The organism is Gilliamella sp. LMG 34362 (genome assembly GCF_984569125.1).
Genome location: NZ_OZ474902.1, coordinates 2,102,206 through 2,123,326, shown reverse-complemented (window position 1 = coordinate 2,123,326; position 21,121 = coordinate 2,102,206). Strand labels below are relative to the sequence as shown.

The window sequence follows — 21,121 nt, the reverse complement described above, 5'->3', positions numbered from 1 at the left end:
TACCCTCACAACCGAGTAAAAAATTCACAGACATAGCCACTTCCATATTATTTTTTATTATGTTACTCCATCTCTTGTTTGGTTATTAGATTGTGAAAAGTTAACGACATTATATAAATGGGTGACTAATATTGTCTTGAACAAATAAGCTGACTTCATTTTATAAAATAAAATTATTGATTTATTTAACTCTTTATATTTCAAATAGTTATTTATTCCTTGACAATTATTTTCATTTAAAAAAAAGAATGAGAGATCTAATATAGCTAGTTTATTCAATTAAATAACCTTTGAATTGATACATGCTCACCCAACATATATCTATTAGAGGATAAAATTCATGACTTACGACAGTGTAATCATTGGTGCTGGGCAAGCTGAACTGTGTTTATCATCATTTCTGACTAAAAAAATATCACTGTTCTTATATTAGAAATGGAAATACATGATTTTTACATGGAAAAAGTGACGGAGAAGAAATTGATGGCTCTAATCACTATAGAAAACAAGCTGTATCGCCTTACGTTATGCCTATATATGTGAATAAATTAATAAGAAAAATAAAAAAAGATTCTAAAGTAGATATAAAATCATTCTATGTTAGTGAAAAAAATATGGCCGATAGATTTAAAAGAGATATAAAAAGCAAAATAACATCCAATCCTGCTTTCAGACAATCAAACCAAGACGTTTTTATGGAAGTCGGTGGGGAGAATTTTCTGGTTATTAAAAATAATAAGCCTACATGTGCAACAGGAAATGCAGCAACATGTAGAGCAATAAGATATTTAGTGACATCAAATAAAATTTTTGATAATTATATATCTCATATTGGAGTTTTCCCTCTTTCTTCATTGGATAATGTATTAAATGGGTATGGAGCTGCTACTTCTTTCTTTGGAAATCTCAATTTACCATGCTTGTTAGTTTTTTTGGAAAATCATGTTTTGAGTAGTATATGAAAATAAAATTATTAATTAATGATATTAGAGGCTTCAAATTAAGTCCCAATAAAGGTGTTAGTTTCTATATTGAAGATGATAATACAAAAATTCTAATGGATTGTGGATCTGAATGGAGTGAAAATTTAACTCTAAATAACATAACTTATATAGTTTTATCACACGGTCATTATGATCATTCTGGTGGAATAAAACATGTAAATATAAATCAGGATACATTAGAAAAAATAACGCTAATAGCGCATCCTGATGCATTAGAAAAAAGATATGCCATCAATCCACTAAAAATTCGATCGGATGGCAGGTTATCTTTGGAAAAATTGAAAACAAAATTTGATATAAAGTTAACAACAGAAGCTATTTGGTTAACAAAAAAAATGGTATTTCTTGGTGATGTTGGTGGATGCAAATTACCCACAGGAATTATTAAAACTGATAATAAAATAAGGTTAGACTATATTAATGATGATTCTAGTTTAGTTTATTGTTCAGAAAAGGGATTAGTCATTATTACCGGATGCAATCATGCTGGTTTGAAGAAACATATAAATAAAGCTATCAGAATAACTGGGGATAAAAGAGTTTATGCAATAGTTGGTGGATTACATTTTAATGGGCTTTCTGTATTAAAATTACCATTCGTGCTTAGAATTTTAAAAAAAACAAATACGACTAATTTTTATACATGTCATTGTACAGGTAAAATTGCAGAAAAAATATTAAATTCAAAAAAAATGTCTACTGGTGATATATTAGAGTTTATATAATCTATATTTTTTGTCTTAATGATAGTGCTGTTATGTTAAAAACTTTAAATATGTGATGGCTTGTTTGTCGACCATTCACTTTACGTCCAAATAAATATAACCATCCTTGTTTTCTTCAACTGTTTTTTTCTCTTAACAACTTTCGACAGTTGCGCGCTTCTTCTCTTACTTCCGACAAACAAACAATATATGTAGCGCCAAGTCTGATTCAATACTCTCTTTTTAAAATTAAAACGAAATATCTAAGATTTTGCTCCTGATTCTCTAGCGCAAAGTCCACCTCCATCGTCATAACAATCAGCTGTATTTATTTTTTTCACAGATAAAGCTGTCAGTTTTTCAATTAGCCTTGCCATGAATAATCCCCCAACATTTTTTTAATGTGTTGAATTATGTAGAACGAGATAGGCGCATTTAATAAAAAATACAAAACGGTCCAGTATTTTTAGGTGGACGTTTTGGTACAAGTTCTAAGCGTGGATTGAAATGATTTACTCTGGATGAGCATAAGATTAATGAAAAAGCGGAAATAAAAAAATCCACGTAACCTCATGACTACCAAGATTCTAGTGGATTCTATTACATTGCAGTGGATTCTGCCATAAAAATAAATGGCGGAAGCGCAGAGATTCGAACTCTGGGAGGGTCGCCCCTCGCCGGTTTTCAAGACCGGTGCTTTCAACCGCTCAGCCACACTTCCGCAATGGCTGTGAATATTAAAGGAGACGGACTTGTTTGTAAATAGTAAATTTAATATTTTTTATCGACTGCTTTAATTTTCGCCAAATTCGGGCGAAATTCAGCAAAACTAGATTGTTTACTCGCCAAAACTAGTGTTGCAATCTTATTAATCGAGTATAATACGCAGCAAATATTAAGTTATGTTTTGAAAAATGTTAAATCAAATAGACACTGATGATAAAGGGTATTTAAAAAATTGGCAGGATTGGACTGTTGATTTAGTACCTGAATTAGCTACTTTAGAATCTATAGAGTTAACTGATGCTCACTGGGAAGTGATTTTATTTGTTCGTGATTTTTACTTAGAATATAAAACTTCACCGGCAATTCGAGCATTGGTTAAAGCAATGGAAAAAAAATTTGGTCCAGAAAAGGGCAATAGTCGCTATTTATATAAGTTATTTCCTGATGGTCCAGCTAAACAAGCAACTAAACTAGCAGGCTTACCAAAACCTGTTAAATGTATTTAAGTTAAGAGATAAATTAAACTCATGATTAGGTGGAAAATTCCATTTTTATTACTACTAGTGCTGGGTTATTTACAGTACTCATTGTGGTATGGGAAGAATAACATTTATGATTATCAAGAAAATGTGCAAATATTACAGAATCTGCATCGAGAGAATGATATGTTGAAAGCACGTAACGAACAGATGTTTGCGGAAGTTGACGATTTGCAGAAAGGCTATGAAGCGATTGAAGAAAGAGCGCGCAGCCATTTAGGTATGGTTAAAGCCAATGAGTATTTTTATCGAATAATTATTGATTCTAAAGCAAAATAATAAGGTATTACGTGACAAATAATAGTGATATTATCGCAATCGTTCCTGCGGCAGGAGTGGGTTGTCGCATGAAAAGCCAATTACCTAAACAATATCTAAAAATTGGTCCAATGACAATATTGGAACATACTATACAAAAATTGTTAACTCATCCCAATATCTCCTGTGTAGTGGTGGTCATCAGTCCTGAAGATAAGTTTTTTAATACACTTGAACTCGCTTTGCAAGACAATGTTAAAGTGGCTTATGGCGGTGAAACTCGAGCTGATTCTGTATTAGCTGGTTTGAATTTAGTTAATGATCACCAATGGGCCTTAGTTCATGATGCCGCAAGGCCATGTGTGACTCATGAAGATATTACAAAATTAATAAATCGAGTATTACAAGAAAATAAGGGTGGAATATTAGCAACACCACTAAGTGATACGATTAAACAAGCTTATAGAGATAATCAAACTGTTATTGATCACTCTATCGATCGAACTTATTTATGGGGCGCTGCTACGCCGCAATTATTTAATGCTGGTGAACTTAAAATGTGTTTAAGTGAAGCATTAAAAAATAACATTGCAATTACTGATGAAGCATCGGCTATAGAGTATTGTGGTGGTCATCCATTATTGGTGGAATGTCGTCGAGATAATATAAAAATTACTCGACCAGAAGATTTAAACTTAGCATCATTTTATTTAACTAATCAAAATTAATATAGGTAGATTATGCGAATCGGTCATGGGTTTGATGTCCATAAATTTGGTGGTGAAGGACCAATTATATTAGCTGGAGTGAAAATCCCTTATCAGTTTGGTCTTGTTGCTCATTCTGATGGTGATGTGGTTTTACATGCTATTACTGATGCATTAATTGGTGCATTGGCCTTAGGTGACATTGGTAAATTGTTTCCAGATACAGATCCTAAATACAAAGGTATAGATAGCCGATTATTATTGAAAGAAGTGTATGGTATTATCCAATCTAAAGGTTATAAATTAATTAATTTAGATACGACCATTATTGCACAAGAACCGAAAATGAGACCTCATGTAGATCAAATGCGGGTTAATATTGCTGAAGATTTGCAAGTACATTTTGATCAGATTAGTGTTAAAGCAACGACGACTGAACAATTGGGTTTTACTGGCCGTAAAGAAGGTATAGCTTGTGAAGCCGTAGTGTTATTAGCAAAGAAATAGAAACAAATTAGACAATAGGCGATTACGTGTTAGCACAACTCAATTATTTTTATGGTAAACCAACAAGCTATGGTTTATATAAGCAACAATATGAAGATTTTATTGTTATCGAAGAACTAGGTTTTGATTTAACTGGTGAAGGTGAACATATTTTAGTGTATCTCGAAAAGAAAGATTGTAATACGGTCTTTGTGGCTGAACAGTTAGCTAAATATGTTGGCATTTCAGCCAAAAATGTCAGTTATGCAGGCCTTAAAGATCGCCAAGCAGTCACCCAACAATGGTTTAGTCTACATATGCCTGGCCAAGATACTCCAGATTTTTCACAATTTGATTTAACTGGCTGTCAAATATTGCAGGTTACTCGGCATAATAAAAAATTGAAAATAGGGGCTTTAAAAGGTAACCGATTTAAAATTGTTTTAAGAAATTTGACTGATAAACAAGAAGTCGAATCAAAATTAGACTTAATTAAACAGCATGGTGTTCCTAATTATTTTGGCGAACAACGATTTGGACGTGAGCAAAATAATATTAATCAAGCAATAAAGTGGGCCAATGGTGAAATTTCAGTTAAAGACCGTAAAAAAAGAAGCTTTTATCTTTCTGCGGCACGAAGTGCTATTTTTAATGATATAGTCAGTCAAAGGATTCAACGCCAGATTCAGCAAACAGTTATTGATGGGGATATATTACAATTATCAAAAAGTAATAGTTGGTTTTTGTCTAAAACTGAGGAATTATCACTTTTACAGCAACGTTTACAAAATGGTGAGATTAATATTACCGCTCCTTTGGTGGGAGATTCAGGATTAGGTACTGAATCTATTGCTTTAACATTTGAACAAAGTTGTTTGGAAAATTGGTCTTGTTTTACTGAGTTATTTAGAAAGGAACGCGTTGAAACGATGCGACGCTCAATATTGTTGCGCCCTGAGCAACTAGAGTGGCAATGGCGAGATGAAAATAACTTAGACATCAGTTTTTATTTACCTTCAGGTTGTTATGCAACAAGTGTATTACGTGAATTGATTATTGAAAATGAGTAACTAAAATGCAAAGTTTAAAAAGGCAGCGGTTGATTGACTTATTACGCCAGCAGGGCATAAAAGATGATCGTGTTTTAGAGGCTATAGCTTCAATACCACGTGAAAAGTTCGTTGATGAAGCGCTTTCACATCAAGCTTATGATGATTGCTCGTTACCTATTGGTAGTGGTCAAACTATTTCTCAACCTTATATTGTTGCTAAAATGACGGAGTTATTAAACTTAACGCCTAATGCAAAGGTACTTGAAATCGGTACTGGTTCAGGATATCAAACGGCAGTTTTAGCCAAGTTAGTAAATCATGTTTGTTCAGTAGAAAGAATTAAAAGTTTACAATGGAATACCAAACGAAGATTAAAATTACTAGATATCCATAATATTTCAACTCGTCATGGCAATGGTTGGCAAGGTTGGCCAGAACGAGGGCCATTTGATGGTATAATTGTAACTGCAGCGGCAACGGAAGTGCCTTCGAGTCTGCTGACACAACTAGCTGATAAAGGGCGGTTAGTATTACCTGTAGGTAAAAATCAGCAAACGTTACAATTAATTGAACGCGATGGTGATAATTTTATTACCAAGAATATCGGTGAAGTGAAATTCGTACCGCTTGTAGATGGCGATATAGAATAATGAAAAAGAAGCAAATAATTTGATTATTTGCTTCTTTTTCAATTTAACTATTCTCTTTCATTTATTAAAAATTAATTTTTCTTCTCTTTTTCATTTTGTTCGGAAAGTTTCCACTCACAAATACCGTATATTGCATTAAACAGATAAATTAAATACTGGGTTGCGATAACAATATTGTCAGTATAAATATTTAAACTAATAACTAATACATTTAATAAGACCCATAAATACCAATTGAAAGCATATCTCATCATTAATAAAAGTTGAGCAACTACGCCCAGACCGAATATAAAGCAGTTAGTAATAAGTTGGTAGGAGGTATTTATTGCGCCGATTTCATTAGTTAAATAAATATTGAAAAAAGCAGCCGCAATGAGGAATATTAACGCATATAAAAAGGCATTTTCATTTAAAGTACGAACTTTAACGCTTTTATTATTATCTAGATTTTTTTGCCAAGTTAATATGCCATAAATATGTGAGCCAAAATAGTAAAACGTTGGCAAACCCGCCCCAATATTGCCCCCAAGGAAATTTGCACAACATTCAGCAATTACCGCTAGCATACCAAGCACATTACCTAAATTTTTTCGTTTTGCTAATAAGATCACACATAACAAGCCAAAAAATGCACCAGCATATGATACTGCATAGCGTAAATTGAAATCATTAATTGGATCCGTATATATATATGCTCCGGTGACACAGATAATACAAAACAATGGATAAAATTTATTGCGGCCAATAGCTATGGCAAAATGGCTTAATTTATTCATAATTATTACTCTTCATCATTAATAAGTTGATTGACTAGTTCGATACTTCGCAAATAACGCTCTTCATAATCTGGTGAATCAATTTGGATGTATTTGATATGATTTTTTTCTAACAATGAGATCAGTAATTGTTGAAAATCTTTTCGTTGTTTTGGACTGCCTAAACTTCTTAATCCATCAGCAACCCACGGTGTGTTATTACCTAATAAGATAACTAAATCGAATCGATAATTATTGATCATAGCTTGTAAAAAAGGATGTTCTTTACCTTCATACTTTTTACAAAATGCTTGAGTGGTAATAAAATCAGTATCAATAAATGACACTTTATTAGCATGTTTGATAGCAAAATCAATATATTGAGCATGCCCTAATGCAATTTTATCATAGTCAGCATATTGCAATGCACGTTCATCGCCACCAAGATGAGAAAATACATAATCACGGCCATATTCCCAAGCACTAGTGGTATTAAACATATTGGCTAATTTATTTACTAATGTCGATTTACCGCTTGATTCACCACCAAGAATAGCCACCGTTCTCACAAAAAATGGTCTCACTTCTGTTGGTATATATTGCCAATTTTTTAATGGGGCTTGACGAATTTGAGTACCACTGACTTGCATAAATTGCCGAGTAGGATCGATAAGTACTGTGTCTAAATCGAATAAATCTTTATACATGGCTACATCTTGTGGTTCACTTGAATAGACGCAACTAGGATTAATGCCTTTTTCTTTAAATAATTTTTTGACTCTATCACTCCATTCATTCCAACCATTTGGATAAGCCGGAATACCATCTTCTTCTAAAAGTTCAATATGGATATTTTTTTGATATTTGAATGTTTGTAACAACCAACGAATCCTATCATTGATCGTTGGTTGGCGTGACATAGCACTTTCTTCAAATAACGCCATATCCCGGATGGTGTCGGAACAAAGAATAATATAAAGTTCATCAACTTGGCTAATTGCACGTTGAATCAAATAAATATGACCAGTATGCAATGGATAAAATTTTCCAAAAATCACTCCAACTTTTTTATTTTTGTTGGCTAAGTCTATTTGTAAATAATGATGCAGTGATTGTAATTTCTGTGCGCTTGGATTTTTAATTTTATTATTAATCAATTGGCTCAAATAACCTTTAGTCATTTGACAAGCATCAGCAACAGTCTGTAATGATAAGTTTTTGCGTTTTATGGCTGCTTTTAAATAATTGAAACCATCCATACCGCCTCCTTTTCGTTTTTTATTTTTTACAAAATTTACATCATTTTTTATAAATGTTCAATATACTAAACAAAAAATAAATATTTTTGATTTGTAATTTAAATCTTATGCTGATTAAATATAAAATAATGAGTATTTTTATCATAAAAAACTGTAGATAATTATATTTTTAATTACATTAATTTAGTAGATTAATAAATAAAATCATGGTGATATAGGGAAATGCTAATATGAAAATTCATAAAATTGCATTGGCGATTGCATTAATTTCAGGGAGTGCTTTGGCAAATAATAATGTTACATTAAATAAAGTAACTTTGTTTTTACAAGGTGCCGAATTACAAGGTCAGTCAACTGTTTTATTAACTAAAGGTAAAAGTGAAATCATATTAACAGGTATCGCTAATAATGTTAAGCCTGATTCAATCAATGTTGGTTTTGGTAATAATGATGTCAAAATATTGTCGACATCATTAAATAATAAATATGCTGGAAGTATTAATAATGATCAGGATATTCAAAAAGTTATTGATAAACTGCAACAACTACAAGAAAAGCATGATATTGTAGAAATTCAATTAAAAGTGGTGAATGAACAAGTTTCACTTTTGCAAGGTAATCGCTTAGATAGTTTAGTTAAAAGTGGATCTGCTGATTTAGTTGCCATGAAAAATGCACTTGATTTTGTGAAAGCTAATCTAATTTTGACATTAAATGAACAAAGTCGATTACAAAAAGAAATTGATTTGTTAGATGAACAAATTAAACAATGCCAAACCCAAATAGATGAAATGCAAGAAGCTGACAAATTACATAATGCGGTTGTTGTCAAAGTCATTTCCAATAAAGATATTACATTACCTATTACACTTTCATATGTTACCTCTGAAGCTGGTTGGGAACCAATTTATGATGTCCGAGTTGCCGATATTAATTCGCCTTTACAATTGACCTATAAAGCAGCAATTTATCAAAACAGTGGTTTAGATTGGCAAAATGTCGATTTTAGTTTATCAACCTCTAATCCAAGTAAAGGTATATCTGCCCCAGAAATTAATCCATGGTATATTGATGTTTATAGTGAAAAAAGTGGTCTATTTTTTTCCAAGTCCGAGAAAGAAGAATATTACGAACGAGAATCAAAATCAAGATTGGTAGAACCTGGCCAAAATACCAAAGTTAATACTTTAGGTATCAATACCCATTTTGATGTTAAATTACCTCATACTATCAAAACCAATAGTGAAAATAATATTCTTACATTGCAGACAAAAGAAGTTGAAGCTAGTTATCATTATATTTCAACGCCTAAATTAGATAGTAGTGTTTATTTACTAGCACAGATAAGAGACTGGGATAAACTGAATCTATTCTCAGGAAAAGCCAATATCTTCTTTAATGGAGATTTTGTTGGTGAGACAACTATCTCAACCCAAAGTGCTAAAGAGACATTGGATTTTTCATTAGGACGTGATAAAAACATTTTAATCGCCCGCAATCGTAATGTTAAAGAAACCTCAACTCCATTACTATCTGGTGATGATATTTCACAAAAGTATGCTTATACTATTGATGTCAAAAATAATAAAACATTGCCAATTGATATAGAAGTTAATGATCAGCTACCGGTAATTTTAAATAAAACCGTAATACTTGCTGATACCAAATATGATGGTGCTCAATATGATAAACAAACTGGATTATTAACTTGGCGATTTACTTTAAATCCAAATGAAACTAAAGATCTTAATTTAGGTTTTAAACTCACTTATCCAAATGATAAAGAAGAAGATATATATGGTTTATAAACCTCATAAAATAAAGTATAACCTATGTTAACTAATTGGTTCGAGCAATTTAAGCAAAACAGTCAGATCAGTTTACTTGATCTTCATTTGGCCCAATTTTTGGTAAATAAAGTTGATGGCAACGATGAAATTATTAGCAAACGTTTTGCCTTTTTAATTATATCGTTAAGTCAAGAAGTCAGGTCAGGTCATGTTTGTCTTGATATTACTCGCCTGAATCAACAAGTTATTGATCCGCAACTTTGGCAGGAGCTCAATACTCCAACCGTTGAAGATTGGGTTAATGTACTCATTGTAGCTTCAAATAAACAAGTAGTAAGTGATGGAGAACAACTTGCACCACTTATTTTTATTGAAAATAAACTTTATTTTCAACGTATGTGGCTAGATGAACGTCATGTTGCTCAGTATTTTAATCAACCACAATTGAATATTGCATCAAGTAAACCGATCGACTTAAAAAATATTCTTGACCAACTATTTGTTGATGATAATACAACTGTTGATTGGCAAAAAATTGCGGTTGCGGTGGCACTAACTCGTAAAGTAGCCATTATTTCAGGTGGCCCAGGTACAGGTAAAACAACCACAGTAGCTAAAATTTTGGCCGGAATAGTGTTAAATGATCCTACCACGCGAATCGTGGCCGCAGCACCAACAGGCAAAGCTGCATCAAGGTTAACCGAATCTCTTAGTCGAGCAATTGAACAGTTATCTTTTGAATCATTAAATATTAAAACCGAAGCAGTGACTCTGCACCGTTTATTGGGTGCAAAAACTGATAATCGCTCATTTAATTATAATAAACACAATCAATTACATATTGATGTTCTTGTGGTTGATGAAGCTTCAATGGTTGATCTGAATATGATGGCAAGAATCATTGAAGCTCTGCCTGATTGTGCTCGCTTAATCTTGTTGGGTGATAAAGATCAGCTATCTTCTGTGGAAGCAGGTGCGGTATTTGGTGACTTATGTGACTTTATTTTAAATGGATATAGTCAATCTAGGGCGGATGAACTAAGTCGATTAACTGGCTATGCTATTCCAATCGCAGACCAACCTGCAAGCATGATCACCGATAGTATTTGCTTATTGAAAAAAAGTTATCGTTTTAATGAGTATTCAGGAATAGGCTTGTTGGCTAATGCGGTGAAAGAAGGTCAATTGCAAGCGGTTAAAAAACTGCTAACCAATAAATCTTTACCAGATGCTTGTTATTATGAATTATCTTCAAGTCAAACTTACCAAGCTGTTTTAGATGATTGTGTCGCACATTATAAAAATTATCTAAATGCTATTAAACATCATCAAAATAATGATATTGCCAGTATTTTAGGCAAATTTGCTGAGTGTCGTTTACTGTGTGCTTTACGTGAAGGTAAGTTTGGGGTAGGAGGGTTAAATAAACAAATTGAGTTATTATTGACCAAACATAAATTGATTAAATTAAATAATCGTGATCAATGGTATATTGGCCGACCAATTATGATCTTACGTAATAGTACCGCATTAGGTTTATATAATGGTGATATTGGTATTACACTTAGGGCTGAACATGATCACTCAAAACTACGGGTTTATTTCCCTTTTTCTGATGGTTCTATTAAAGGCTTTTCTCCCTATCGATTACCCGAGCATGAAACAGCCTATGCAATGACAATCCATAAATCTCAAGGTTCTGAATTTGATCATGTCAATATTATTCTACCAACAGAATTTTCACCATTACTTAATCGATCATTGCTCTATACAGCAATAACAAGGGCTAAAAAAACAGTTTCAATTTATGCTGATGCTAAAATTTTAGATCGTGTAGTGAAAAGTCAAATACATCGAGAAAGTGGCTTAGTGGAACAGATAAAAAATGTTTTACAATAGTATCGACACTTAAATTATTGCTGATAAAGATAAAGCACCAACTTATTGTATTATAGTTGGTGCTCTTTTTATTTATTAGTGGATGATCTTAGCTAAAAAGTCTTTAGCTCGATCTGATCGTGGATTGGTAAAGAATTGTTCTTTTGAGGTATCTTCAATGATTTCACCTGCATCCATAAAGATTACTCGGTGTGCAACTTTACGTGCAAAGCCCATCTCATGGGTAACAACCATCATTGTCATACCTTCATAAGCTAATTCAACCATAACATCTAGTACTTCATTAACCATTTCTGGATCAAGAGCCGAGGTTGGTTCATCAAATAGCATAACGACAGGATCCATACATAGTGCTCGAGCGATTGCAACACGTTGTTGTTGACCGCCAGATAGTTGAGCAGGGAATTTATCCGCATGAGCTAATAAGCCAACACGATCTAATAGCGATAGCGCTTTTTCACGCGCTTCTTCGTTTGATCGGCCTAATACCTTAATTTGAGCAAGTGTCAAATTTTTCAAAATGGTTAAATGAGGGAAAAGCTCGAAGTGCTGAAATACCATTCCCACTTTTGAACGCAGTTTTGCTAAATTAGTCGATGGATTAGTAATCTCAGTACCATCAATAATAATTTTACCTTGTTGAATAGGTTCTAGAGCATTTACGGTTTTGATTAGTGTTGATTTACCTGAACCAGAAGGCCCACAAACAACAACAACTTCACCTTTACCTACTCTTGTAGTACAGTTTTTTAATACTTGAAATTTTCCGTACCATTTTGATACATTTTGTAAGGAGATCATCGACTTATCCCTTTCTTGAAATAATTAACTAAACGAGAAGCAGTATAACAAATTATAAAGTAACTTATTGCTGCAAAAATAATCATTGAATATTTAACTGTGCCACCCTGAACTGTACCGATTTGGGTCACACTGGCACCAAATAAATCAATTAAGCTCATCACATAAACCAAAGAGGTATCTTGGAACAAGATAATACCTTGTGTTAACAACAATGGCACCATTGATCTAAATGCTTGTGGTAATATTATCAAACGCATTGCCTGACTTTTGGTCATACCTAATGCGTAAGCTGCATGATATTGACCTCTAGCAACCGCATTAATTCCTGCTCGTATGATTTCAGAATAGTAAGCTGCTTCAAATAAAGCAAATGCAATCATTGCTGAAACAATCCTAACATCAGCATAAGGCGGTAAATTAAATATATGTTTAATAACTTGTGGTAATGCTAAATAGAACCATAACAAAACTAACAGTAATGGAATGGAACGGAATAAATTGACATAACATTTAGCAAAAATATTTAGTAGTTTATTATTTGATAAACGCATTAAAGCTAATACTGTCCCCCAAACAATACCAAATACAACGGCAGTAAATGTAATTTTAGCGGTTAACCACAATCCACTTAATAGTAAATGATAATTGTTTAATACCAATGAAGGTATATCTGCAATCCAATTTAGTAGTTGCATATTATCCTCCATGACTCATATTAGGTAAGCGGGTTTGTTTTTCAACAAAACGCATAATGGTAAGTACGGCATAGTTTATCAACATAAATGCAATTGTTACTCCACATAATATTTCAACAATGCTGTTGGTTGCATCGTTAATGCGATCTATTTGACCAATCAAATCTATCAATCCAATGGTGGATGCAACTGATGAATTTTTAATGATATTGGTCATTTCAGACGTAAGTGGTGGAATAATACGACGATAAGCGTTAGGTAGTAAAACATACATATATGCTTGTCGATTTGTTAAACCAAGTGCAATAGCGGCATAACGTTGACCTTTAGGTAAAGTTTGAATACCGGTTCTAACTTGTTCCGCAATACGCGCAGAAGTAAACAAACCTAAAGCAATTGCTGCCGTAATAAATGCACTAACATCCGGTGATAAGCCAGATATAAACCATGTTTTTAAACTTCCAGATAGAATTTCTGGAAATAACATGTACCATAAAAACATTTGTACTAGTAATGGGATATTACGGAATAGTTGGATATAACCGGCTGCAAAACGATTTAGAAATTTATTTTCTAATGTTCTACAGATTCCCACTAGTGATCCTAGTATGAATGCAATGATCCAAGCAGTAACCGCTAATGAAACGGTTACAATAATACCGTCCAAAAGCCAGTTTAAGTAAATTCCATCACCATACGGGGTGGATTCAAGAAATAGTGTCCAATTGAAACTCATAATATATTTATTTCACTAAATTAGATTATGTACTAAATGTAACGACCATTTAGTACATAGGATTAGAAAGATAAGAAAAGTATTAATCTAATGCTTTATCATTTGGATTTGCAAAAAGCTCAACCATTTTTGGTGAAATTTCTAGAGCCATATTCGCTCCTTTTGGTGGAACAGGCTGAGTGAACCATTTGTTATAAGATTCTAATGCTTTTCCTGATTTTTGGGCATCAGCAATGGTTTTATCCATTAATTGTTTAAATTGGGTATCACCTTTTCTTAACATACAACCATAAGATTCATAAGATAATGGCTCACCGACAATTTTCCATTCTGCAGGATTAATTGCACGTGAACGTTCGCCCGCTAAAAGTGCATCATCCATTAAAAATGCTACAGCTCGACCAGTTTCGAGAGCATTAAATGCATCACCATGATCTTTTGGTGTAATAATACGAATACCCAATTTTTCTTTATTGTTGATTTGATTTAAACGGACTTCAGATGTAGTACCAGCGGTAGTCACCACATTTTTTCCTTTTAAGTCTTCAATACTATTGATATTACTATCTGCTTTAACAAGGAATCGGGTACCTACAATAAAAATACTGTCAGAAAAATCTACAGTCTTTTGACGTTCAAGATTGTTTGTTGTAGAACCACACTCAAAATCATAGGTATAGTTATTTAGTAATTGAATTCGAGTCTTAGAAGTAACAGGTAAATATTTAACTTTAAGATCCGGTAAGTTTAGTTCTTTTTTGACTGCATCTACAATTAAGTTAGAGTAATCTTGAGAATAACCGATAACTTCTTGTTTTTCACCATAGTAGGAAAATGGGATAGAAGACTCTCGATGACCAACAACAATTACACCGCTTTCTTTGATCTTAGCCAATGTACCACTTAGTTCTTCTGCAACTGCGGCACCACTCATTAGGCCTAGCATTGCTAATGATAACACTAATTTGGTTAGTTTTGTCTTTTTGTACATACTCATCTCCTACTGTTTAATTTGTATCATATTAAATAAATTTAATATTTTTACAAAGGGCGTATATTATAACTTATTTTTTAGCATAAAAGTACTTTTTACTGTTTATTTATCGTTTAAAAGGACAAGCTACAGTCAAGAAATTCTATGATCTTTATCAATTCTTAACGTAGCCAATTTTCTGAATTTCAATAATATAGAAGCAATATTTATGCCAAAATATTGCTTAGCGACGGTTTTTTACAAAAATCAGAATAAATAGTATTGAAATAATTAGGTAATAGGAAAGGTTTCCAAACCTTGCATAAGGGGTTAAACCAACGGTAGGTGATAATTTGTAATTTAAAACCTGAGTTTGAAATTGTGGTAATTGTTTAACAATTTGACCGTGATGATCAATAATTGCTGTAATGCCTGTATTGGTACTACGAATCATTGGTCTGCCAAATTCTAAGGCTCTTGCTTGCGCCATTTGTAAATGTTGTTTGGGGCCAATACTGTTACCAAACCAAGCATCATTAGATACAGTTAGTAAAAAATCTGTGTCTGCCGTAAAGTTTTTCAATATTAAGTCGGATAAAATAACTTCATAGCATATTGCTGTAGTAAATTTAAAGCCTTTTATCTCAAGTGGTGGTTGTTTTTCAGCCCCCGCTTGCATGGATGACATTGGGATATCAAGCATTTGCGCAATAGGATCAAGTAATGATTCAAAAGGAGTAAATTCACCGAACGGCACTAAATGATGTTTCTGATAACGATTGGTGTTAGGGTATTGATATGGTGTTTTTCCACCTAACACTAGCAATGTGTTATAAATATCAGGATTTTCTTGATAACCGTAATTTTCTAAACGGTAATCAATAATACCAACAGCTATTTCACTATTATTTGCTCTTGCTTCGTTGTCTAAAAATTGGAGGAACGGTTGCTGATTAATTTCGTAATCTGTGATACTTGCTTCAGACCAAATAATAATTTTATCTTTAGCAAGATTTTGTTCGGTTAATGAACCATAAGTTTGCAGAGTATTATTTAGTTGCTCTCTGGTCCAGCGAAGAGATTGTGAAATATTACCTTGAATTAAGCTAAAATCAGCAGAACGGCTGTGGTCAATTGTTGTCCAATTAATTAAATTGAATGATATTGGTGCAATAAAGAGCGTTAATAGTGCGAATATTGCACCAATTGGGTGCTTTTTAGTCGAGTGGCTTAATGCCATATTTAAACAATAGATGACCAAACCACAGCAGATAGTCAATATTAATGTGACACCATTTATTCCAACTATTGGGAAGTAGCCTCTTAATGGACTGTCTAGTTGACTATATCCTAATTCTAACCAAGCAAAACCAGTTAAAACATAACCACGTAAAAATTCAGTAAGCTGCCATAATATAGGGGCTAGAAAAACCAATTGTTTTATTGAGAATTTTGGTGCGAAGCTGTCACATACTCTTAACAATAATGCAAATAACATAGGATAAAATGCTAAGTATGCGATTAGAAGCCCTAAAATAATTACCGCTACCGGAGTTGGTACTTCACCATATTGTTTAATGCTTATATAAACCCAATGAGCACCAGATAGAAAATAGCCAATTCCCCAGCTAAAACCAATAAGCATTGCTTTCTTTTTCGGTTTATCAGCAATTAACCATAAAAGGCCAGCAAATGCTACAAAAGCAAGTGGCCAGATATGAAAGGGCGCATAGCTGAATACAGCAATTGCACCAAAGATAAAGCTCAATAAAATCTGCTTAAGCATTTTCTGATTGCTCTAAATTAGGTATAGCGGCATTTTCAGGGATTGTGACATGCAATTGAATAATTCGTCTTCGGTCAGCAATGGTTACTTTAAATTGATAACCATCAATAGTAATCGTTTCGCCACGGATTGGTAAACGGCCAAAATGTTGCATGACCAGTCCGCCAATAGTATCCATTTCATCATCACTAAACGTGGTAGCAAAAATTTCATTAAAATCTTCTACTGAAGTAAGGGCTCGGACAGAATAAACTGATGGTGATAAACGGCGAATATCACGATCTTCAACTTCATCGTATTCATCCTCGATATCCCCAACAATAAGTTCCAAAATATCCTCGATAGTGACTAAACCTGAAACACCACCAAACTCGTCAATCGCCATCGCCATATGATAGCGTTGCATGCGGAATTCTTTTAACATATGGTCAACTCGTTTACTTTCAGGAACGACAACAGTTGGTCTTAGGATCTTTTTCAAATCAAAATCGTTGACACCTTGTCGAATATAAATGAGTAAATCTTTGGCTAATAGAACCCCTTCGATATGGTCTCGATCTTCACTAATTACTGGATAACGTGAATGGCCATGTTCAGAAATAATATCTAAACATTCATCAAGGGTGAAATTATCTTTGATTGTTACAATTTGAGAGCGGGGTATCATGATATCACGAACGCGTTGATCGGCTATATCCATTACACCTTCGATCATATCAAGGGTATCAGGATCAATGAGTTGGTTTTCTTCAGCCTCACGAATAACTTCGATCAGTTCTTCTTTATCCTTTGGTTCTGAATTGAATAATTGACTTAACCATAATGTAAACCCTTTTTTGGGTCTCCGGTGATTATCATCACTCATTTTGCTCTCTTCCTTTTGTAATACCAAATATAATTGGATTTATTGTTATTGTTCTAATATCTAAACAGATTATTAGTCATATTTATTTAATCAATTAGTTGATAAGGATTATCAAAACCTAATTGTGCCATGATGTCGATTTCGATATTTTCCATTTCTTCAGCTTCTTCGTCAAGAAGATGATCATACCCTAATAAATGCAAACATCCATGGACAATCATATGTGCCCAATGCGATGTTAATGATTTATGCTGTTCGCTAGCTTCGATTTCAACCACTTGTTTACAAATCACTAAATCACCGAGTAATGGCACATCGATTTCAATTGGTGATTCAAATGGGAATGATAAGACATTTGTCGGTTTATCTTTATTACGATAAGTGTAATTAAGATGTTGGCTCTCTTCTTCGTCGACAATACGTATAGTAATTTCGGCATTATCCATAAATTGCGGTAAGATCACTTCTAGCCATTGCATAATTTGTTGTTCTGTTGGTAGATTCTCATGATGCTCACTAGCAATTTGCAAATCTAAAATAATAGTGCTCATTTTATAATTCGACCTATTCACGATGATAAGGATGATTAGCCGTTAAACTCCATGCACGATAAAGGCTTTCAGAAACAATGACTCGTACTAATGGATGAGGCAATGTTAAAGGCGATAATGACCAACTTTGGTCAGCAGCCGCTTTACAGGCTGGCGACAAACCTTCAGGACCGCCAATTAACAAACTGACATCACGACCATCGGTTTTCCAACGTTCAAGTTGTTTTGCTAAATCATGGGTCGTATAAGGTTTGCCTGGAATATCCAATGTGACAATGCGATTACCTTTGCCGCATGCAGCTAGCATTAATTCACCTTCTTTATCTAAAATTCGCACAATATCGGCATTTTTAGTCCGTTTTCCTGCTGCTATTTCGATAAGTTCTAAAGGCATATCTTTGGGGAAACGGGATTGGTAATCATTAAAAGCAGTGGTTACCCAATTGGGCATTTTATTGCCAACAGCAATAAGCTGTATTTTCACGTCACTAACTCCAAAGTTTCTCGAGTTCGTAAAGTTGTCGGCTCTGTTCTTGCATGATATGTACAATGACAGAATCCATATCAACTACCACCCAATCAGCATCATATTGGCCTTCACTTCCTAATACAAGATGGCCTTGTTTTTTTGCTTCATCAAGTAAGTGTCCTGCTATTGATGCAACATGACGGTTAGATGTGCCTGTACAGATAATCATATAATCGGTAATACTTGATTTACCACGAACATCAAGGGTAACAATATCTTTGCCTTTAAGGTCATCAATTTTATCAATAATAAAATCTTGTAATGATTGTTGCAAAATAATCTCTCTACAATTTTAAATAAAGCATTAGTATAACATATTTTTTTTTAATCGCCTTGAAAATAGAATTTCTCTGAAATAACTCTCTATTTTTAAAAAGTCACAAAAAAAATTTTAACAAGAGCTATTTTAATCAAAAAAATAAAGAAAAGGGGTTTTTAACGGATTGAAAATATGATTTAACTGGTTATCTCACTAATAATATTTACAAAAGTTAACAATTTAACTTTTAAAAAGCAGTTGCATTGGTTATTTTCAGTTACTATACTTTTAGCAGATTTTAAGTACAATAATCGACGAGTATTTAGTCGAAAAGAATTAAAAAAACCAAATAAAACATAAGTTTACTTGACAGGATTGTCGCTATGCATTATAATTTACAACACCAAACACCAAACACCAAATCTGCCCAACCTATAATTTAAAATTATTTCATTATTGCAATCAGAGTTTTATATTTCTCAATATTTTAATTTTTCCTCAATTTATAAGATTTATTTTATTCTTACCGTTTTTTTTAGTTATAGCAGTTGTTTTAGTTTTATCCTTTTCACCATGTAGTTATGCATTATCAGTATATACAACTAACGTTATTCATGGTAGTGCACCATATTTAACTTTTGATAAAGGTCATACTCGTATTACTGATACAAATAATCTATTGGCAATAACCTTATCTGATGGTAGAAAAATTACCCCTGAAACAAATGATTCATTGATAACGCCAATTGAATTACCCCGTGTTGGTGATAGTTTTGCTGATATAGGTATGTTAGTTCCGACCAATATTAATAAAATTGCAATGAATACACTTATTGGGGCACCTTATAACTATTGGGGCGATGATGATGGTGATGGTCAAGGAAGTAATAATATTTCAGCTACTGGCGATTTAACTTTAACCATTGTTGATAAAAATAATAGATCTGTGCCTCGTAATGAAATACCATCAATTTGTAATTCTCCGTATAAACTATCATTGAGTAGTTCTGCTGGTTATTTAACTACACGTTATGGTTTTCCTAATCGAAGTAGTTTTAGTACTGGTAGTGTCAGCTATTATATTAATCCTAAAGCATCACCATCCGTTTGTTTTGCAAAACCCAACTTAAAATATGGTGGAGAAAAGGATAGGGTTAATGGTGATATTGTAGACTATCGAGGTCCAGAATGGATGTGGAATACCTATAAAGGTTTTTTAACCCAGTCAACGACACCATCATCTTATCATCTAAATTTTCCTACAACTGGTGCTGATCATCTATATTTTGATTTAGACATTGGTGGTTATAATGGGCCTTTGACATGGACACCCGTTACGCGAAGTGGCATTACGGCAACTATGAGACCTAATTCAAACAATACTAGTGTTCGTGTTACATTAACCGGCCCTGTAGCTTCCGCTTCTCAATGGAACACAAGTTCTCCTGACCCGATAACTCAACCTGATTTACCACAAACTTTTGAATTAGTTGGTAAAGATAGCAATGGTAAAGAAGTAGTAAAATATGGTTTTGTGCTACGACAGTGGTTTGTCCAGCGTCGTATTAATAGTACTTATTCTCAAGCGTTGTACTGGTGCAAAAATATTGGTTATCGTCTTGCACAAGTTAAAGATTTAACCAATGCTTCTTGTCAAGGCACTTTATCTGACGATCGTTGTGTAGGCGCTGTCGGTGCAACGCCATCATCACCGAATAATCGTTATCAACGCACAATCAATGCTGGTTTTTTCTCGGAGTGGGGATTTATGGATTACTATGTTGGCGCTAATTTTTCTAATACTTTTTATTGGACAGTTGATTTACAAAGTTCAAGAACTGGGTTTGTGGTATATTCAGATGATGCAGATGTTCATCGTAGAGATATTACTACAAAAACTTTGGCCGTCTGTGTTACGCCTTAGTGTTAATTATGTATTGATTAGCTAATTGCCATAATAAATACACTTTAGTAAAAAATAATATAGATTATATAGGAATAAACCACCCCATATCATCCAAAGATGGTATGGGGTGTATTTAATAATCACAGTTAGTTAATTGAGAGTCATTTTGAAGATAAATTTTACTCTAT

22 protein-coding genes and 1 tRNA gene are annotated in these 21,121 nt (G+C 33.3%); 11 read left to right on the top strand and 12 right to left on the bottom strand.

Annotation, left to right across the window (positions count from 1 at the left end):
* Positions 1–539 precede the first annotated feature (539 nt).
* Positions 540–962 carry a hypothetical protein gene (locus AC5LWZ_RS09780; protein WP_493463601.1) on the top strand — a complete coding sequence of 141 codons (423 nt, stop codon included), beginning with the start codon at positions 540–542 and terminating at the stop codon, positions 960–962.
* Positions 959–1,729, top strand: coding sequence for an MBL fold metallo-hydrolase (locus AC5LWZ_RS09775; protein ID WP_198247471.1), 771 nt, complete (start codon positions 959–961; stop codon positions 1,727–1,729). The genes AC5LWZ_RS09780 and AC5LWZ_RS09775 overlap by 4 nt, the downstream gene beginning before the upstream one ends.
* 612 nt (positions 1,730–2,341) lie before the next feature.
* Here AC5LWZ_RS09775 and AC5LWZ_RS09770 read toward each other — a convergent pair.
* Positions 2,342–2,429: transfer RNA gene (locus AC5LWZ_RS09770), tRNA-Ser, on the bottom strand.
* 193 nt (positions 2,430–2,622) lie between these two features.
* Here AC5LWZ_RS09770 and AC5LWZ_RS09765 point away from each other — a divergent pair.
* The 6 genes from AC5LWZ_RS09765 (at position 2,623) to AC5LWZ_RS09740 (ending at position 6,126) form a co-directional block, all read left to right on the top strand.
* Positions 2,623–2,940, top strand: coding sequence for a TusE/DsrC/DsvC family sulfur relay protein (locus tag AC5LWZ_RS09765; protein ID WP_034902173.1), 318 nt, complete (start codon positions 2,623–2,625; stop codon positions 2,938–2,940).
* Positions 2,941–2,961: 21 nt separating this feature from the next.
* Positions 2,962–3,252 (top strand): cell division protein FtsB, encoded by a 291-nt coding sequence (gene ftsB / locus AC5LWZ_RS09760; RefSeq protein WP_198200554.1) that lies wholly within the window; start codon positions 2,962–2,964, stop codon positions 3,250–3,252.
* A 68-nt stretch (positions 3,253–3,320) separates the two neighbouring features.
* Positions 3,321–3,959 (top strand): 2-C-methyl-D-erythritol 4-phosphate cytidylyltransferase, encoded by a 639-nt coding sequence (ispD, locus tag AC5LWZ_RS09755; RefSeq protein ID WP_220000075.1) that lies wholly within the window; start codon positions 3,321–3,323, stop codon positions 3,957–3,959.
* Positions 3,960–3,971: 12 nt separating this feature from the next.
* Entirely contained in the window at positions 3,972–4,445 is a 474-nt protein-coding gene (gene ispF, locus AC5LWZ_RS09750; protein ID WP_198220731.1) for a 2-C-methyl-D-erythritol 2,4-cyclodiphosphate synthase, read from the top strand.
* Positions 4,446–4,471: 26 nt separating this feature from the next.
* Positions 4,472–5,494 carry a tRNA pseudouridine(13) synthase TruD gene (gene truD, locus AC5LWZ_RS09745; protein WP_294911178.1) on the top strand — a complete coding sequence of 341 codons (1,023 nt, stop codon included), beginning with the start codon at positions 4,472–4,474 and terminating at the stop codon, positions 5,492–5,494.
* A gap of 5 nt (positions 5,495–5,499) precedes the next feature.
* Positions 5,500–6,126 carry a protein-L-isoaspartate(D-aspartate) O-methyltransferase gene (locus AC5LWZ_RS09740; protein ID WP_110447412.1) on the top strand — a complete coding sequence of 209 codons (627 nt, stop codon included), beginning with the start codon at positions 5,500–5,502 and terminating at the stop codon, positions 6,124–6,126.
* A 71-nt stretch (positions 6,127–6,197) separates the two neighbouring features.
* On the opposite strand, the gene pnuC is transcribed toward AC5LWZ_RS09740, so the two are convergent.
* Together pnuC and nadR are read right to left on the bottom strand one after the other, a co-directional pair.
* Positions 6,198–6,902 (bottom strand): nicotinamide riboside transporter PnuC, encoded by a 705-nt coding sequence (gene pnuC, locus AC5LWZ_RS09735; RefSeq protein WP_493463600.1) that lies wholly within the window; start codon positions 6,900–6,902, stop codon positions 6,198–6,200.
* 5 nt (positions 6,903–6,907) lie between these two features.
* Entirely contained in the window at positions 6,908–8,140 is a 1,233-nt protein-coding gene (nadR, locus tag AC5LWZ_RS09730; protein WP_493463599.1) for a multifunctional transcriptional regulator/nicotinamide-nucleotide adenylyltransferase/ribosylnicotinamide kinase NadR, read from the bottom strand.
* Positions 8,141–8,370: 230 nt separating this feature from the next.
* Here nadR and AC5LWZ_RS09725 point away from each other — a divergent pair, with 230 nt between their 5' ends.
* Positions 8,371–9,948, top strand: coding sequence for a DUF4139 domain-containing protein (locus tag AC5LWZ_RS09725; RefSeq protein WP_493463598.1), 1,578 nt, complete (start codon positions 8,371–8,373; stop codon positions 9,946–9,948).
* Between the two features lie 24 nt (positions 9,949–9,972).
* A complete protein-coding gene (gene recD / locus AC5LWZ_RS09720) occupies positions 9,973–11,829 on the top strand; it encodes an exodeoxyribonuclease V subunit alpha (RefSeq protein ID WP_493463597.1) in 1,857 nt (618 codons plus the stop codon).
* 75 nt (positions 11,830–11,904) lie between these two features.
* Here recD and AC5LWZ_RS09715 read toward each other — a convergent pair whose 3' ends face one another.
* The 9 genes from AC5LWZ_RS09715 to rsfS all read right to left on the bottom strand — a co-directional run bounded on the left by AC5LWZ_RS09715 (position 11,905) and on the right by rsfS (position 19,045).
* Positions 11,905–12,630 carry an amino acid ABC transporter ATP-binding protein gene (locus AC5LWZ_RS09715; RefSeq protein ID WP_198220721.1) on the bottom strand — a complete coding sequence of 242 codons (726 nt, stop codon included), beginning with the start codon at positions 12,628–12,630 and terminating at the stop codon, positions 11,905–11,907.
* A complete protein-coding gene (locus AC5LWZ_RS09710; protein ID WP_198247476.1) occupies positions 12,627–13,328 on the bottom strand; it encodes an ABC transporter permease subunit in 702 nt (233 codons plus the stop codon). Before AC5LWZ_RS09710 ends, AC5LWZ_RS09715 begins: the two co-directional genes overlap by 4 nt.
* 1 nt (position 13,329) lies before the next feature.
* Positions 13,330–14,064 (bottom strand): amino acid ABC transporter permease, encoded by a 735-nt coding sequence (locus tag AC5LWZ_RS09705; protein WP_110447418.1) that lies wholly within the window; start codon positions 14,062–14,064, stop codon positions 13,330–13,332.
* Between the two features lie 82 nt (positions 14,065–14,146).
* Positions 14,147–15,055, bottom strand: a complete 909-nt coding sequence (locus tag AC5LWZ_RS09700) for a glutamate/aspartate ABC transporter substrate-binding protein (protein ID WP_110447419.1) — start codon at positions 15,053–15,055, stop codon at positions 14,147–14,149.
* 226 nt (positions 15,056–15,281) lie between these two features.
* Positions 15,282–16,823 carry an apolipoprotein N-acyltransferase gene (gene lnt, locus AC5LWZ_RS09695; RefSeq protein WP_493463596.1) on the bottom strand — a complete coding sequence of 514 codons (1,542 nt, stop codon included), beginning with the start codon at positions 16,821–16,823 and terminating at the stop codon, positions 15,282–15,284.
* Entirely contained in the window at positions 16,816–17,688 is an 873-nt protein-coding gene (corC, locus tag AC5LWZ_RS09690; RefSeq protein ID WP_110447421.1) for a CNNM family magnesium/cobalt transport protein CorC, read from the bottom strand. The genes lnt and corC overlap by 8 nt, the downstream gene beginning before the upstream one ends.
* 86 nt (positions 17,689–17,774) lie before the next feature.
* The gene (gene ybeY, locus AC5LWZ_RS09685; protein ID WP_294883723.1) at positions 17,775–18,239 is read right to left on the bottom strand and encodes an rRNA maturation RNase YbeY; all 465 of its coding nucleotides are present in this window, start codon (positions 18,237–18,239) and stop codon (positions 17,775–17,777) included.
* Between the two features lie 13 nt (positions 18,240–18,252).
* A complete protein-coding gene (gene rlmH / locus AC5LWZ_RS09680; protein WP_110447423.1) occupies positions 18,253–18,723 on the bottom strand; it encodes a 23S rRNA (pseudouridine(1915)-N(3))-methyltransferase RlmH in 471 nt (156 codons plus the stop codon).
* 4 nt (positions 18,724–18,727) lie between these two features.
* Positions 18,728–19,045: a ribosome silencing factor gene (rsfS, locus tag AC5LWZ_RS09675; protein WP_294883737.1), complete on the bottom strand. Its 318-nt coding sequence runs from the start codon at positions 19,043–19,045 to the stop codon at positions 18,728–18,730.
* 661 nt (positions 19,046–19,706) lie between these two features.
* On the opposite strand from rsfS, the gene AC5LWZ_RS09670 reads away from it, so the two are divergent.
* Complete coding sequence (locus tag AC5LWZ_RS09670; RefSeq protein WP_493463595.1) at positions 19,707–20,951, top strand: hypothetical protein; 1,245 nt, start codon at positions 19,707–19,709, stop codon at positions 20,949–20,951.
* Positions 20,952–21,121: the final 170 nt, after the last annotated feature.